The organism is Psychroserpens ponticola (assembly GCF_023556315.2).
Lineage (GTDB): Bacteria > Bacteroidota > Bacteroidia > Flavobacteriales > Flavobacteriaceae > Psychroserpens > Psychroserpens ponticola.
In genome coordinates this window covers 2,202,199-2,220,130 of the sequence record NZ_CP116221.1, presented here as the reverse complement: position 1 = coordinate 2,220,130, position 17,932 = coordinate 2,202,199, and the positions used below count along the sequence as shown (strand labels likewise).

Genomic DNA, 17,932 nt, shown 5'->3' with positions numbered 1-17,932 from the left:
TCGTTATAATATTTTTATACCTTCTGTGTTAATTTTTGACAAATGAATTTCAAAATCAATAGAAGTTTGAGAATAAACGTTTTGAATTGCAGTTTTTACCTTTTCTGCACTGTCTAATCCTTTACATAAACTAAATATAGAAGGACCAGATCCTGAAATTCCTGATCCTAAAGCACCATGTTTCAAAGCTCTTTGTTTCACATCATCAAAATACGGAATTAGTTGACAGCGATAAGGTTCAGCAATCACATCATTAAGACTATCACTTAATAAATTATAATCTTCGGTGTGTAAAGCATGAACAAAGCTACCAACATTTGACCATTGTGTGATGGCATTTTTTAATGGGATTTCTTGAGGAAGAATCGCTCTAGATTCAGAGGTTTTAATTTCTATTTGTGGATGAATGACAACGGCATAAAGGTCTTTAGGAGTGGGTAATTGTAAAACCTGTAAGGGAGCCAGACTTTTAACTAAAGTAAAACCACCAAAAAGGGCAGGAGCTAGGTTGTCTGCATGTTCACACTTGCTTGCTAAAGCTTCGCCTTTCATAGCGAAGTTGGTGAGTTGTGTTTTGTTATACGGTTTTCCGAGTAATTCGTTCATTGCAAAAACACTTCCAGCAGCACTAGCCGAACTACTTCCAATGCCGCTTCCAGGCTTGATTTTTTTATAGATTTCTATTTCAAATCCGAAGTCTGGATTAGCATCATTATATAATGCAAGAGCAGAAACTCCAGCCACATTGTTTTCAGTTTCAAAAGGTAAATCATAACCTTCAATTTTTGAAATGCATATTCCTTTTTGAGGCGTTTTTCTAATGATCATTTCATCTCCTATAGTGTCTAAACAAAAGCCAAGGACGTCAAATCCACAAGAGACATTTGCAACAGTTGCAGGAGAGAAAATATGTATTTGGTTCATGTCTTTTTCCACAAAAAAGAAGTCTTTATTTGTTACCAATTTTAATAATGTCAGCGAATAATCCAGAAGCCGTAACATCTGCACCAGCACCAGCACCTTTAACTATTAAAGGTTGTTCAGGATAACGTTCTGTGTAGAACATGACAATATTATCTTTACCTTCGAGATTATAGAATGGATGACCTTCTGGGATTTCTCTTAAGCCAACTTTTGCTTTTCCATTTTTGTATTCTGCGACATATTTAAGCTGACAGTTGTTTGCTTTTGCAGAAGCGTAAAGTTTTTGAAAATGTGCTTCTTCAGTTTTTAGTGTTTTGTAGAAATTATCTACGGTTGAACTTTCAAGATTAGTTTGGGTTAAAAAAGACTGGTTATCGATGTTTTCAATTTCCATACTTCCGCCATTTTCTCTAGCTAGAATTAATATTTTCCTTGCAACGTCAATTCCGCTTAAATCTATTCTAGGATCTGGTTCTGTATAACCTTCAAATTGAGCACGTTTAACTGTATCATGAAAGTTTGTACGATCACTGAAATTATTAAAAACAAAATTCAAACTTCCAGACAAAACAGCTTGAATACTCGTTACTTTATCACCTGATGCAATTAAATTATTAAGTGTATTTATGATTGGTAAACCTGCACCAACATTAGTCTCGTAAAGGAAAGGAGTATTGTAACTCAAAGATAAATCTTGTAACTTTTTATAGTTTTCGTACGTTCCTGAACATGCTATTTTATTACAAGCAACAACAGCAATACTTTGTTTTAAATAATCATCATACCAATTAGAAACGCCTTCATTTGCAGTAATATCCACGAAAATGCTATTGCGTAAATTTATATCAACAACCTTATTGAAAAAACCTTGTAAGTTTGATTTTTCGGCAAAATGGAACTGAGCTGTCCAATCATTTAGGTTGATGCCATCTTCATTAAAGATCATCTTTTTAGAATTGGCCATGCCAATGATGCGAACATCAATTTTTAGTTTTTTCTTAAGGAAATTGTATTGCTGAGCAATTTGATCAATAAGTTTTTCGCCTACATTGCCAATGCCAACAATAAATACATTGAGTTGTTTTGTTTTAACCTCAAAGAAGCGTTCATGTAATACGTTAAGTGCTTTTTTAACATCATTTTTATTGATAACTGCCGAGATGTTTCGCTCTGAAGCACCTTGAGCAATGGCTCTTATATTGATGTTGTTTTTGCCAAGTGTACTAAACATTTTTCCACTAATACCTTGAAAATTTTTCATGTTATCACCAATAAGAGCAATAATAGATAATTGGTCTTCAACAAGTATTGGATCAATTTTATGCAAAGAAATTTCATTTTCAAACGCAGTATCAATAGCTGTTTTTGCTAGGTCAGCATTTTTAATATCAATTCCAAAGCAAATCGAATGTTCAGATGATGCTTGGGTGATGAAAATGATATTTATTTTTTCTTGTGCTAAGGTTTCAAACAATCGTTTTGAAAACCCAGGAATACCAACCATTCCACTACCTTGTAAAGTGAGAAGTGCTATGTCATTTATGTTTGTAATGCCTTTTACAGGAGAAACAATCGTCGTTTCGGTTTCTGTTGAAATGACAGTACCTTGTTCATCTGGTTTTAATGTATTCTTAATATGGATAGGAATATTTAAATCTAATGCAGGCTGAACCGTTGGAGGATATAATACTTTTGCTCCAAAATGTGACAATTCCATCGCTTCCTGATAAGACAATCGTTTTATAGGATATCCATGCTTTACCAATTTTGGATTTGCGGTGTACATACCACTAACATCTGTCCATATTTCTAGTTGCTTTACTTTTAATGCAGCAGCAACAATAGCAGCTGTAAAATCTGATCCACCACGACCTAAAGTTGTTAGCTCTCCTAGATTAGATTTTGAGACAAAACCAGGTAAAATGGTAATATCTTGATTAGCAGATTTAAAATAAGTTTTAATATTAGTATTAGTGGCTTTGTAGATGACTTCTGCTTTTGTGAAATCTGAATTTGTAACTATTAATTCTTGTGAGTTCTTTCTTTCAGCATGAATCCCTCTCGATTTCATTGTTTCTGCAATAATATATGAAGACAATAATTCGCCAAAACTTACTAATTTATCAGAAGTTTGTGGAGACAATTCATTTATCAAATACAAACCATCTAAGAGGTCTTTAAGTGCTTTAAGTTTAGTTTCAACATAAGTTATGACCTCCTTATTTTTCTTTGGAATAAGAGCTTCAATTAATTTTATATGACTACGCTGAATAGCAATGAAAGCATCTTTGTAGTCGTTATTTTTTGATTGAGCAAGGTAACCAACATTAAGAAGTTTATCTGTAATTCCGCCAACAGCAGATACGACACAAATAACCTTATCTGTTTTAGATTTATCTTCTAATATAGAAATGACTTGATTGATATTATTTACCGAACCAACAGACGTACCTCCAAATTTTAAAACTTTCATTATTCTTGATTTACAACTTACGTTTAGTTGTTTTTATATTAAGTTCCAAAAGTATTACTTTTACTTTTAAATAAAACAGTACACGTGAAAATTTTCTCCAAAGAACAAATATATGAAGGTGATAGGTTAACCGCTAAAAAACAAGGCATTACCTCTACAGAATTAATGGAACGCGCAGGCATCCAAATTTTTAATTGGTTGCATATTAGAATGCAAGGAGCACAAGTTCCTATTCATGTGTTTTGTGGAATAGGTAATAATGGTGGAGATGGTTTAGTTGTAGCAAGACATTTAATCACTCACGGCTATAATGTTAAAACCTATATTGTTAATTGTAGTGATAAACGTTCAAAAGACTTTTTAGTTAATTATGATCGTATTAAAGAAACTACAAAAGAATGGCCTGCAATGTTGACTTGTAAGCAAGACTTTCCTCAAATTCATAAGGATGATATAATTATTGATGCGATATTTGGTATTGGTTTAAATCGTCCTGTAGATGAATGGGTTACCCAATTGTTTATGCATTTTAGAGCTAGTCAAGCGTATACACTTTCTGTTGATATTCCATCAGGCGCTTTTACAGATAAGATCACTGATAATGAAGATAGTGTCGTGTGGGCAAAACATACCTTAAGTTTTCAATCTCCAAAATTGATTTTCTTTTTACCAGGCACATCCAAATTTTCATTACAATGGGAAGTTATTGATATTGGTATTGATAGGGAATTTTTATTCAATACAGAAACAGATGCCACCCTTATTGGAAAGCATGAAGTGTTACCAATGTATCAATCTAGAGAAAAATTTTCTCATAAAGGGACTTATGGCCATGCATTAATTTTGGGTGGTAGTTATGGGAAAATAGGAGCTACACTTTTAGCAAGTAGAGCAGCATTAGTTTCTGGTGCAGGATTGGTGACTACATTTGTTCCTAAATGTGGTTATTCAATATTGCAAACAGCTTTACCTGAAGCTATGGTTATTACAGATAAGGATGAGAATTTAATTACAGATATTAGTTTTGATATCGCACCTAAAGTAATTGGTTTAGGAATTGGTATGGGAACAGCTGCTAAATCTGCTACTGCTTTAGAAAAATTTCTTAAGTCCAATACTGCGCCATTAGTGATTGATGCTGATGGAATTAATATCATTTCTAAAAAGAAAACAGTATTGAAATTATTACCAAAACAAACTGTTTTAACACCACATCCAAAAGAACTTGAATGTTTAATAGGAAAATGGAAAGATGATTTTGATAAACTTGAAAAGGTTAAAGTTTTTTCAAAAAAATACGACAGCATAATTGTAATTAAAGGCGCAAATACAATAACAGTATACAATGAAAAATATTATGTCAATACCACTGGGAATCCAGGGCTAGCAACTGCGGGAACTGGTGATGTTTTAACAGGTGTAATAACGGGTTTGATTGCGCAAGGTTATGATCCTTTACAAGCGACTTTATTTGGTGTTTACCTTCATGGGAAATCTGCTGATATTGCTATTGAAGATTTAGGATATCAAAGTCTAATAGCAAGTCATGTTGTTGAAACTTTAGGCGAAGCGTATCTAGATTTATTTAAACAGCCAGAGCAACCTCAGGTTGAAGAAGAACAACAAGAGAATAAATAATAAAATAGTAGTTAAATACATATAAAAAAGCCGCTCCATATGGAGCGGCTTTTTTATATTAATAATGAAATAGCTTAAACACTAAGTTTTTCTTCTAAAAGCTCTACTAATTTAGGGTTTGAAGGTCTGGGAGCATCAGGACTAACAATGTTTCCGTTTGGATCTATTAGAATAAAACGAGGAATCCCATTTACTTTGTAATTTTTAACAAAATCAGATTGCCACGCATTATCAGAAAACAGTTGAATGCCACCTAATTCTTTATCTTTTACCATTGTTTTCCATGATTCAAAAGCTTTCTCTTTAGTTCCACTTCGTCTCTCATCGTCTACAGAGATACTTACAAACTCAATGTTTTTGCCATGAAATTGTTCTTCTACTTTTTTAAGAGACGGAATTTCACGTTTACACGGACCACACCAAGTCGCCCAAATATCAACGTAAACATATTTTCCTTTTAAATCAGAAAGAGACGTTGTTCCTCCTTTAAAATTGATGTAATTCTCAAAAGTTGGTGAAGTCATTCCTTCAGGAAGTGATTCTCGTAACGCAATTTTTCCAGATAAATATTTTTTTATAGATTTGATAGTGCCTTCCATATTCTTGGCACCATTAGCCTTATGCAAAGAGTCTAATCCACTATAATTAGTTTCTAAATTTTTAAATCCAGCTTTGTAATCTGTAACAGCTTTGTTTAAACGCTCTGTATTTGGATCTGAGAATAAATCTTCAGTAAAATAGGTATTAGACAATAAATACGATTGTATCACATAGTTATTAATATCTGATCCATCACCATTATAAACGATGGTGTTATCAAAATCTTCATAATTAACTTCGATAGAAGATTCAAATCCATTCTTTAAATAGATAGAGCCAAATTCATCACCATGTTTTATAGAATAATCACCATCAGTCACTTTTAGTGTGTCACTAAATGTTCCATCTTCATTTATAACTATTATTTTTTCAAACGCTTTATCTTTGAATACCTTTAAAGTTTTGCTCTCATGAGAATTTGTAATTGTTCCGCTTAATGTAACATAATCTTTAGGTTCTTCTTTACATGCAAAAAGAGAGATTGCACATAATACTAATAAAATTCTTTTCATTTGATATGATTTTAGTTTCACCAAAAATAATAGATTATAGGTGTTTTTTTACATTTTATAAATTATTAACATTTGTTGCATACTAGCTTTCTATTGTTGATTTTTGAAAAAACAAATACATTATAATGAATACTGTCCATAAAATATCTTCTAAAACTTTAGATTTATCTACGATTAATGATGTCGTTTTTCAACAAATGAAGATTGAATTATCTTCTGAAGCTATCAGTAAAATCTCAAAGTGTAGAGCATATCTTGATACTAAAATGCAAGAAGAGGAAAATCCTATTTATGGAATTAATACAGGTTTTGGTTCCTTATGTAATGTGAAAATTTCTAAAGATAATTTAACACAATTACAAGAAAATCTTGTGATGTCTCATGCATGCGGAATAGGAGATTTGGTGCCTAAAGAAGTTGTTAAATTAATGTTGCTTTTAAAAATACAATCTCTCAGTTATGGTCATAGTGGTGTACAAGTAAAAACTGTAGAGCGTTTAGTTTATTTTTATAATAATGATATTTTACCAATAGTTTATACTCAAGGCTCATTAGGAGCATCTGGAGACTTAGCGCCATTAGCACATTTGGCATTGCCATTAATAGGAAAAGGAGAGGTGTATTTTAATGACAAAATATGTGATTCTGAATTTGTCCTTAAAGAATTGAACCTAGATCCAATTATATTACAATCTAAAGAAGGTCTAGCATTACTTAACGGAACTCAGTTTATGAGTGCTTATGGGATTCACTTGCTTTTGAAATCGTATAAATTGTCTTATATGGCAGATTTAATATCAAGTATTTCTTTAGATGCTTTCGATGGAAGAATAGAGCCATTTAACGAATTAGTGCATTTAGTGAGACCTCATAACGGTCAACTTAAAACTGCAAAACGGATTAGAGAATTTCTTGAAGGAAGTGAATTAATTAATCAAGAAAAAACAGATGTTCAAGATCCTTATTCATTTAGATGTATTCCTCAAGTTCATGGAGCTACAAAAGATACTTTAGCATTTGTAACAAAGACTTTTATAACTGAAATCAATTCAGTTACTGATAACCCAAATGTATTTGTTGGCGAAGATGAAATTATTTCTGGCGGAAATTTTCATGGACAACCTTTAGCATTAGCATTAGATTATTTGAAGATAGCAATGGCAGAATTAGGAAATATTTCTGAACGTAGAATTTATCAATTGGTATCTGGCTTAAGAGGCTTGCCAACTTTTTTAGTTGACAATCCTGGTTTAAATTCTGGATTTATGATTCCACAATATACTGCTGCAAGTATTGTAAGCGCAAATAAGCAATTAGCGACTCCAGCAAGTATTGATAGTATCGTTTCTAGTAATGGTCAGGAAGATCATGTCAGTATGGGAGCAAATGCAGCAATTCAAGCTTATTTATTAATCCATAATGTGGAACGTATTTTAGGCATAGAATTACTTAATGCTTCTCAAGCTTTAAACTTTCGAAATCCTAAGTTGTCATCACCATTAATTAATTCTTTATTAAATAGTTACAGAGTACATGTTCCATTCGTAAAAGAGGATAGTGTTTTTCATGAAAAGATAAAATTATCAATACATTTTATCGACGATTTTTGCATTGAAAATGAATTGCTTTTCGATTAAATGCATAAAAAATTGTTCAACTGTTTAATTTTTAAATAAACGTTAAATTTATTTGGTAGTCAATATTTTATCTTTTATTTTTAAACTATTCTAAGGTGAATTTTGTTCATTTTAGCTACACAAAAAAATAGAATTATAGCAATTATTTTTTCGTGTTCTTACCATAAAATTGTTTGATAGCACAACAATTGATTATTAGCACATTTATTGATTTTTGAATATGTAATGTATTCAAGTTTTTGAGTGATTTTATTTTACATTATCATGTAAAGTAATATTTCTCAAATTTGGTCCCAAACCTATTATTTAGCACTTGTTGCTTTAGTTATGTAGACTGCAGAAATGTTGTCAAAATAAATGTTAAGATAATTTTAATTTAAAACCAAACATTATGTTTATGAGCAATTTTACCCGAAGTGGTGGTCGCGCCAAAATCTGGCAGTCTATCACAAATTTATCGTGTTGTAGCCTTGATCTTATTACAAATCAAACAAGAGTTATGAAGGCGTTTGCCTTTGTGATGCTTTTTGGGTTTAGTATAAGTACAGTCGCAGCACAATCGTTAGAGAGAAGATCTTTCATCGAAGGCTGTCAAGACGAGGCACCAGCAGGACCAAGTGAGGCAGATGTAGCGAACTTGTATTTAAATCAATGTGGCGACACTCCAGCAGAAGTTATCAAGTCATCAATCATGTCAGGTAATGATTGTGATTGGACAGTTGAATACACTTACTCTATAAAGTGTGGTTCATTCGAAGGCGAGATAAAGATTCCTTATACAGGAGGAGATAGAACACCTCCATTATTAAATGAAGGCGCTCAAGTTCCAAGTGGAGCAACAGGTTTAAACTTATGTTTTAATCAAGCACCAAGCGGTCCAAAATTATCAACAATAGCAGGTCTTTACACAGATAACTGTGGAGAAGTTCTAGTAGAGAAGTTTGGTTCCCCTCAAGGCGATGATTGTTCATGGACAGCAAATTACAAGTATACAATTATGGATACTTGTGGTAACATGTTAGCGGATTTAGATATTCATTATAGTGGAGGCGATACTCAAGCGCCACAATTAAATAAAGGATCAGAAGTTCCAACAGGAATGAATGGTTTAAACTTATGTTATGATCAGAAACCATTAGGTCCAACAGAAGCAGAAATAGCAGCCTTATATTGGGATAATTGCGGAACAGTAACGGTAACAAAAACATTAACGACAGAAAAAGGTAATGATGATTGTAAATGGTTATCAGCATTTGAGTATACAATTCAAGATGACTGTGGGAACTTTGCAGAGCCAATCTTTATTGAGTACATGGGAGGTGATTCAGAAGCACCAGTTTTAAGTGGCGTTCCAGCAAATACAGAAGTATCATGTATAGATTTAATACCAGCAGCAGCTAATGTTACAGCAACAGATAACTGTACAGCAAATGTTGAAGTAATTCTTAATGAGAATTATGATAATCTAGGATTAGCTTGTGAAGGCGGAGAATTAGTAAGAACATGGTCAGCAATGGATCTATGTGGAAACATGGCCGTTGTAGGTACTCAAACAATAGTTGTGTTACCAGCACCAATGGCAGAATTTGCACCAGTTTCACCAGAGACAATTTCATGTGAAGCAGCATTTAACTTCCAAGTAGAAGATTTATTATATAGCAATGGTATATCAAAAAGTGCATGTTCAATTCAAGGATCAGTATCAGGAACAGTAACACCAAACTTTACACTTTGTGGAGGAGATATTACTGTAAACTGGACGTATTCAGATGACTGTGGACGAACAATAAACGCGGAGAAGGTTTATACCGTAACACCAGCACCAGCAGCGACATTAGACGCAACAGATAATACACCATTAAGTTGTGAGGAAGCATCCTCATATGTTGCAGGATCATTAGGCTATAGTAATGGCTTAGAAGGAGATTGTAGTATAAATGGTTCAATAGCACCAATTCAAAAGAATTTATTTGATGCTTGTGGCGGAAAAATCACAGTAAACTATATCGGAGAAGATACATGTGGTAATCCATTAAGTACATTAGTAGATATCGTAGTCTTACCAGCACCAGCGGCAGAGTTTGAAGCTATTGATGTTGAGTCAGAATTATCATGTTCAGATGCATCCGGTTATGTAGCAGCAGCATTAAATTATTCAAATGGCTTAGAAGGAGATTGTAGTTTAGATGGATCAGTAAACCCAGAACAAGTAAATGATTTTGATTCATGTGGCGGAAAAATCACAATAACTTGGACAGGAGAAGATGCTTGTGGAAACCCATTAAGCGCAACAGTAGATATTAATGTATTACCAGCTCCAGAAGCTAGTGTAACTACTCCAGAGCTTCCGACAAGTATTGATTGTGCAGATGCAGTAAGCTTTACAGCAGGAGATGCTACTTATACTAATGGATTAACAGGAGATTGTGAAATTTCAGGATCTTTAGTAGCAAACGTAGTTAAAGAATATGATTCATGTGGTGGTAAAATTACGATTACATATAATGGAGAAGATGCTTGTGGTCGCCCACTAAGCGCAGGTCCATTTGATGTAGATGTTAATCCAGCACCAATGGCAGAAATAATAGATGGGCCAGGAGATATTGTTATTTCTTGTGTTGACGTTGATGGATTTGTGCCAGACACATTAAATTATAGTAATGGTTTAGCAGGAACTTGTGAAATTTCAGGTTCAGTAACAGGAGTATTAAGTGGAACTTCTACAATATGTGGAGGAGAATTATTAGTGACTTGGGATTTTGTTGATGAATGTGGTAGAGAATTGTATTATGAGCAATTTGTTACTGTTACACCAGCGCCAGAGGCTAGTTTCGAAGAAACAGAACACGAAGATATTACATGTTCAGAAGCAGCAAATTATGAAGCAGGATTATTATCATATTCTAATGGTTTAGAAGGTGAATGTGGAATTAATGGTTCAGTAGACGGAGTATTAAGTGGAGAGTTTAACTCATGTGGAGGTTTATTGTTTGTAGATTGGACTTATACAGATCAATGTGGACGAACAATTACAGCAAGAAAGCAATTAAAAGTAGGTCCAGCACCAGAGGCAACGTTAGATACATTAGAGGATGAGATGTTAAGTTGTTCAGATGCAGATTCTTATCAAGCAGACTCATTGTATTATACAAATGGATTAGAAGGTACATGTAATATTTCAGGATATTTAGAGCCAACTCAAACGAATAATTTTGATGAGTGTGGCGGAGAAATCACAGTAACATGGTCAGGAGAAGATGTTTGTGGACGTGCATTAAGTGCTTCACAAACGATATCAGTAGATCCAGCACCAATGGCTGAATTTATAAATCCTTTACCAAATATCAATGTAACATGTGATTTAGCAGACGATTATATCGTTACTAATTTAGCATATAGTAATGGTTTAGAAGGAACTTGTGGAATCAATGGAGATGTACCAGGAGTAAAAACAGGAAGCTATGATGCATGTGGAGGAACTTTATATGTAGACTGGAAATTTGTAGATGATTGTGGACGAGAAATCGAATACAGAAAAACAATTACAGTTTTGCCAGCACCAGAAGCAAGTGTAACAACACCAGAACTTCCAGCTAGTATTGATTGTTCAGATGCAGCAGGATATATGGCAGCAAACGCAAGCTATACAAATGGCTTAACAGGTTTATGTGAGATTTCAGGAGAATTAGAAGCTACTATCGTACCAGATTATACTGTATGTGGAGGAAAGCTAACCGTAACTTGGTCAGGATATGACGTATGTCAAAATCCATTAAGTGCAGGTCCAATTGAGATCATCGTTAATCCAGCACCAGAAGCAAGTGTAACAACACCAGAACTTCCAACTAGTATTGATTGTTCAGATGCAGCAGGTTATATGGCAGCAAATGCAAGCTATACAAATGGTTTAGAAGGAACATGTAATATCTCAGGAGAATTAGAAGCTACTATCGTACCAGATTATACGTCATGTGGAGGAAAATTAACTGTAACTTGGAGAGGATATGACGAATGTCAACGTCCATTAAGTGCAGGTCCAATTGAGATCATCGTTAATCCAGCACCAGAAGCAAGTGTAACAACACCAGAACTTCCAACTAGTATTGATTGTTCAGATGCCGCAGGTTATATGGCAGCGAATGCAAGCTATACAAATGGTTTAGAAGGAACATGTAATATCTCAGGAGAATTAGAAGCTACTATCGTACCAGATTATACGTCATGTGGAGGAAAATTAACTGTAACTTGGTCAGGATATGATGAATGTCAACGTCCATTAAGTGCAGGTCCAATTGAGATCATCGTTAACCCAGCACCAGAAGCAAGTGTAACAACACCAGAACTTCCAGCTAGTATTGATTGTTCAGATGCAGCAGGTTATATGGCAGCAAATGCAAGCTATACAAATGGTTTAGAAGGAACATGTAATATCTCAGGAGAATTAGAAGCTACTATCGTACCAGATTATACGTCATGTGGAGGAAAGTTAACTGTAACTTGGTCAGGATATGACGAATGTCAACGTCCATTAAGTGCAGGTCCAATTGAGATCATTGTTAACCCAGCACCAGAAGCAAGTGTAACAACACCATTACTTCCAGCTAGTATTGATTGTTCAGATGCAGCAGGTTATATGGCAGCAAATGCAAGCTATACAAATGGTTTAGAAGGAACATGTAATATCTCAGGAGAATTAGAAGCTACTATCGTACCAGATTATACGTCATGTGGAGGAAAATTAACTGTAACTTGGAGAGGCTTAGACGAATGTCAACGTCCATTAAGTGCAGGTCCAATTGAGATCATTGTTAACCCAGCACCAGAAGCAAGTGTAACAACACCAGAACTTCCAACTAGTATTGATTGTTCAGATGCAGCAGGTTATATGGCAGCAAATGCAAGCTATACAAATGGTTTAGAAGGAACATGTAATATCTCAGGAGAATTAGAAGCTACTATCGTACCAGATTATACGTCATGTGGAGGAAAATTAACTGTAACTTGGAGAGGATATGATGAATGTCAACGTCCATTAAGTGCAGGACCAATTGAGATCATCGTTAATCCAGCACCAGAAGCAAGTGTAACAATACCAGAACTTCCAGCTAGTATTGATTGTTCAGATGCAGCAGGTTATATGGCAGCAAATGCAAGCTATACAAATGGTTTAGAAGGAACATGTAATATCTCAGGAGAATTAGAAGCTACTATCGTACCAGATTATACGTCATGTGGAGGAAAATTAACTGTAACTTGGTCAGGATATGACGAATGTCAACGTCCATTAAGTGCAGGTCCAATTGAGATCATTGTTAACCCAGCACCAGAAGCTAGTGTAACAACACCAGAACTTCCAACTAGTATTGATTGTTCAGATGCAGCAGGTTATATGGCAGCAAATGCAAGCTATACAAATGGTTTAGAAGGAACATGTAATATCTCAGGAGAATTAGAAGCTACTATCGTACCAGATTATACGTCATGTGGAGGAAAATTAACTGTAACTTGGTCAGGATATGATGAATGTCAACGTCCATTAAGTGCAGGTCCAATTGAGATCATCGTTAACCCAGCACCAGAAGCAAGTGTAACAACACCATTACTTCCAACTAGTATTGATTGTTCAGATGCAGCAGGTTATATGGCAGCAAATGCAAGCTATACAAATGGTTTAGAAGGAACATGTAATATCTCAGGAGAATTAGAAGCTACTATCGTACCAGATTATACGTCATGTGGAGGAAAGTTAACTGTAACTTGGAGAGGCTTAGACGAATGTCAACGTCCATTAAGTGCAGGTCCAATTGAGATCATTGTTAACCCAGCACCAGAAGCAAGTGTAACAACACCATTACTTCCAACTAGTATTGATTGTTCAGATGCAGCAGGTTATATGGCAGCAAATGCAAGCTATACAAATGGTTTAGAAGGAACATGTAATATCTCAGGAGAATTAGAAGCTACTATCGTACCAGATTATACGTCATGTGGAGGAAAGTTAACTGTAACTTGGTCAGGATATGACGAATGTCAACGTCCATTAAGTGCAGGTCCAATTGAGATCATCGTTAATCCAGCACCAGAAGCAAGTGTAACAACACCAGAACTTCCAGCTAGTATTGATTGTTCAGATGCAGCAGGTTATATGGCAGCAAATGCAAGCTATACAAATGGTTTAGAAGGAACATGTAATATCTCAGGAGAATTAGAAGCTACTATCGTACCAGATTATACGTCATGTGGAGGAAAATTAACTGTAACTTGGTCAGGATATGACGAATGTCAACGTCCATTAAGTGCAGGTCCAATTGAGATCATTGTTAACCCAGCACCAGAAGCAAGTGTAACAACACCATTACTTCCAGCTAGTATTGATTGTGTAGATGCCGCAGGTTATATGGCAGCAAATGCAAGCTATACAAATGGTTTAGAAGGAACATGTAATATCTCAGGAGAATTAGAAGCTACAATCGTACCAGATTACGATGCATGTGGTGGAAAGTTAACTGTAACTTGGTCAGGATATGACGTATGTGGACGTCCATTAAGTGCAGGTCCGATTGATATAGAAGTAAATCCAGCACCAGCACCAGTATTCGATTCAATCGAATCCGTTAGTATTGCATGTGAGGATTTAGCAAGTTATGAGCCAGAATTCTTAGGCTACAGCAATGGTATTGATGGAACATGTGGAATAAATGGAGAGGTTCAAGGAGTTGCTGATGAATTTACAGGAAGCTGTGGAACATTTGAAGTTCATTTCTCATATGTTTCTTGTGGCGTAGAGATAACATCAAAACAAACAATCACAGTAATTGATGAAACAGCTCCAATATTAGTAGGAGAGTTGCCTCAAGGATTATCAGATGTAAACGCATGTTTATCAGGAGCACCAGCTCCACCAACAGAGGAGGAGATTGAAGCCTTATTTACAGATAACTGTGGAAATGTAAATGCAACCTTAGTAATCACATCTCCAGAGGAGAATACAGATTGCTTATGGGCAGTATTATACAGATATACAATTGTTGATGACTGTGGAAACTATGCAGCACCAGTTAAAATTTACCATAACGGTGGAGATAAGTCTGCACCAGAATTGGTAGGAAACTTACCAGAAGGTGTTACAGGCTTACAGTGTTTAAGCGAAAATCCAGGAGCGCCAGATTTAGGAGCTATTCAGGATGCTTATACAGATAACTGTGGAGATGTAATGGTTACGCCATTTGAGCCTAATATTCAAGGAGATGATTGTGGATGGACTGCTACTTACGAGTATGAGATTAAAGATACTTGTGGAAACAAATTACCAAACTTAGTAATTGTAAACAGTGGTGCAGATACAATGGCTCCAGAATTAGATGGAGAGATTCCAATGGGAGAGAATACAGTAAATGCATGTAAAGATTCTGATTTGGGAGAACCAACAGAAGAAGATATAGCAGCATTATTCTCAGATAACTGTACAGATATTACAGCAGATAATGTAACTAAGATTGAAAAATTAGCTATAGGATCAGATTGTGAGTGGATACGAGTATTTGAATACATCGTTAAAGATGATTGTGGTAATGTTTACCCTACATTCAAAGTGAACTACCAAGGAGGTGATTCTGAAGGTCCAATGGCTACTGGTCAGTGTACAGATGAAGTTATGGTTCTTAATACTAGTGATTGGGATGGCTTAGCTTGTCCAGAAGATGCAAGTCTTTCTCTGGTAGATGGAGATGTAATATCAGTAGATTCAGAATGGACTGTAGGAGGAATTCCAGCAGGAGCAATAGGATCAATTTACGGATGTTATACTGATAACTGTACTGCAGTTGAAGACTTAACATTTACTGTAATCGGATTAGAGGAATCTAAATCAGATTGTTCAACGACATTAACAGTTACATTTGATGTAGAGGATAGTTGTGGAAACAAATCAGCAGATCCATTAGTATGTACATTTATTATAAATGATACAACAGCACCAGAATTAACTTGCCCAGCAGGTGAAGACTTTGGTACTGTAACTGAAACACCAGACTTTATTGATAAAGCAACTTGGACAGATAACTGTCAAGGTAATGGTGAAACGGCTGATTATACAGATGTGATTTCATCTAGTACAAGTACATCAGGAAATGGTGTAAGTGGAATTACATTTGATTGTTTTTATGTTGGAAATTCATTCCTAATTAATTTCGAAGATGCTATTGGTACTGATATAGATGGATATAATCTTTATGACGTGAGTGTTAATGAGTATCAAGGTCAAGTTAATACAGAACCATATTCTTTAATCTTTAATTCAGGAAATAATAGATGGGAGTTAAGACTTGTAAGCAATGCTGCAATTATTGCTGTAAGTTATGTAAATACATTTGAACCTTCTTGTAATTCTTCCGATTGGACTGATGTTCATCCTGATTGCTCAATTCTTGATGTAATATGTGAATCTGGAAGTGTTGAAGAGTACACATTAGTACGTACATTTACAGCAGATGATGGATGTGGAAATATTGGTGAATGTGAGACTACTTACACTTGGACTATCGGTCAAGCTTGTGATGATGTTGCACCAGTATTAGAGTGTCCAGCAGATGAAGACTTTGGTATTGTACAAACAGCACCAACAGCATTTGCAACTTCAGCACCTTACAGTGATGAAGGAAATGCAGGAGGAACAACTGAAACATATTCAGATGTTGATAGTTCAGAACAGTACTTTGGAGAGTCAACTGAATTGAGTATAGGTTGTATTGAAGATGGCGTTTTATTTGCCGTAGTTAATTTTGTAAGAACAGGATTCAATGGAGATGGTATTGCAGAGTATGCAACTGGTACAAGAGATGATGCTCCAGAATTGACATATGAATTGATTTACGATTCGTCTACAAGTACTTGGATAACAGAAGAGTATCAGAATGGAGTGTTCTTATCAAATATATGGTTCTCACCTTCGTCTGATAATGCACCTTCTTGTGATCCAGCAGATTGGGATATTAACTCAAGTAGATGTGATTCAATCTTTGTTGATTGTGGATTCGCAGAGTTAGATTATACAGAGTATACTAAAACAAGAACATTTACTGCTACAGATGATTGTGGTAATGAAGATACTTGTGATGTCGTTTATACTTGGGTAATTGATAATGAACCATCTGCTAGAAATTCTAGTTATACTGTAGGTTCTAATAGCGATGTTAGACCACTATCATTAACTGGTTCAAAAGAAGAATCTAAAATTGATTTCAAAGCGTTCCCAGTACCATTTGATAATGAGGTAACACTTACATATGAGTTTGATTACAGAACAGACGTAACTATTGAGTTCTTTGATACTAAAGGTTTATTAGTATTAACTGAAACAAACACTAGATATGTTGCAGGTTCCACAGGTAGAACTAAATTAGATCTATCAAGAACTTCTAATCAAGTCTTCTATGTGAAGTTAACGACAAATCAAGGTTCAGTTACTAAGAAGTTAGTATCTTCAGGGAAATAGTAAATTAGATTTAAATAATTAGGGAATTCCCTAAGGGTATATATAAAAGGCAGCTAGAAATAGCTGCCTTTTTGTATGCATTATTTTGAGATTTGAAATATGTGTTTTGTCACATCGACAGAACGAAGCATGAGAAACGAGATATCTTATATTAATAAATAATGACGATGCTAGTTTTAATTATTTTTTATTGTATTGTGAATAATATTGTTTGGGTTGTATCAGATTGATATAAATTCTATGATTTTAAAGAGTAGTAAATGAGAAAAAATAGCATTAAAATTTTTAGTTTAAATCGTTTTTGATTTTTAAGTATTTCAATTTTTATTTGAGTATTTTTTATAAAAAGACGAAAATCACTATGCTTTTTATCGACGATTTTTACATACTGAATCAATTAGTTTCCGACCAAATGCATAAAAGAAAAGTTGAACTGTTTAATGTAAGAAAAAACAATAAATTTATTTGGAAGCAAACTTTCTATAATATATTTTTGGAATCAAGTTAAGGTGAGTTTTATTCATTTTAACTACATGAAAAGTAGAATTATAGCAATTATTTTTCATGTCCTTACCATAAAATTGTTTGATAGCACAACAATTGATTATTAGCACATTTATTGATTTTTGAATATGTAATGTATTCAAGACTAGAG

Annotated in this window: 6 protein-coding genes; 3 read left to right on the top strand and 3 right to left on the bottom strand. The window is 34.5% G+C overall.

The window, feature by feature from the left end:
- Window positions 1–3 precede the first annotated feature (3 nt).
- Window positions 4–924, bottom strand: a complete 921-nt coding sequence (locus tag MUN68_RS09940; protein ID WP_249996711.1) for a homoserine kinase — start codon at window positions 922–924, stop codon at window positions 4–6.
- A 25-nt stretch (window positions 925–949) separates the two neighbouring features.
- On the bottom strand, window positions 950–3,397 hold the full coding sequence (gene thrA, locus MUN68_RS09935) for a bifunctional aspartate kinase/homoserine dehydrogenase I (protein ID WP_249996712.1): 2,448 nt from the start codon (window positions 3,395–3,397) through the stop codon (window positions 950–952).
- An 84-nt stretch (window positions 3,398–3,481) separates the two neighbouring features.
- On the opposite strand from thrA, the gene MUN68_RS09930 reads away from it, so the two are divergent.
- A complete protein-coding gene (locus tag MUN68_RS09930; RefSeq protein WP_249996713.1) occupies window positions 3,482–5,035 on the top strand; it encodes an NAD(P)H-hydrate dehydratase in 1,554 nt (517 codons plus the stop codon).
- 74 nt (window positions 5,036–5,109) lie between these two features.
- Here MUN68_RS09930 and MUN68_RS09925 read toward each other — a convergent pair whose 3' ends face one another.
- The gene (locus MUN68_RS09925) at window positions 5,110–6,147 is read right to left on the bottom strand and encodes a TlpA family protein disulfide reductase (protein ID WP_249996715.1); all 1,038 of its coding nucleotides are present in this window, start codon (window positions 6,145–6,147) and stop codon (window positions 5,110–5,112) included.
- 125 nt (window positions 6,148–6,272) lie between these two features.
- Here MUN68_RS09925 and hutH point away from each other — a divergent pair, with 125 nt between their 5' ends.
- Both hutH and MUN68_RS09915 read left to right on the top strand, forming a co-directional pair.
- Window positions 6,273–7,784 carry a histidine ammonia-lyase gene (hutH, locus tag MUN68_RS09920; RefSeq protein WP_249996716.1) on the top strand — a complete coding sequence of 504 codons (1,512 nt, stop codon included), beginning with the start codon at window positions 6,273–6,275 and terminating at the stop codon, window positions 7,782–7,784.
- 397 nt (window positions 7,785–8,181) lie between these two features.
- Window positions 8,182–17,277: a T9SS type A sorting domain-containing protein gene (locus MUN68_RS09915; RefSeq protein WP_272792360.1), complete on the top strand. Its 9,096-nt coding sequence runs from the start codon at window positions 8,182–8,184 to the stop codon at window positions 17,275–17,277.
- Window positions 17,278–17,932: the final 655 nt, after the last annotated feature.

Bases quoted from the DNA above. Each gene is read 5' to 3' on its own strand.
- MUN68_RS09940 (WP_249996711.1), bottom strand. From the start codon at position 924: ATGAACCAAATACATATTTTCTCTCCTGCAACTGTTGCAAATGTCTCT.
- thrA (WP_249996712.1), bottom strand. From the start codon at position 3,397: ATGAAAGTTTTAAAATTTGGAGGTACGTCTGTTGGTTCGGTAAATAAT.
- MUN68_RS09925 (WP_249996715.1), bottom strand. From the start codon at position 6,147: ATGAAAAGAATTTTATTAGTATTATGTGCAATCTCTCTTTTTGCATGT.
- hutH (WP_249996716.1), top strand. From the start codon at position 6,273: ATGAATACTGTCCATAAAATATCTTCTAAAACTTTAGATTTATCTACG.
- MUN68_RS09915 (WP_272792360.1), top strand. From the start codon at position 8,182: ATGAGCAATTTTACCCGAAGTGGTGGTCGCGCCAAAATCTGGCAGTCT.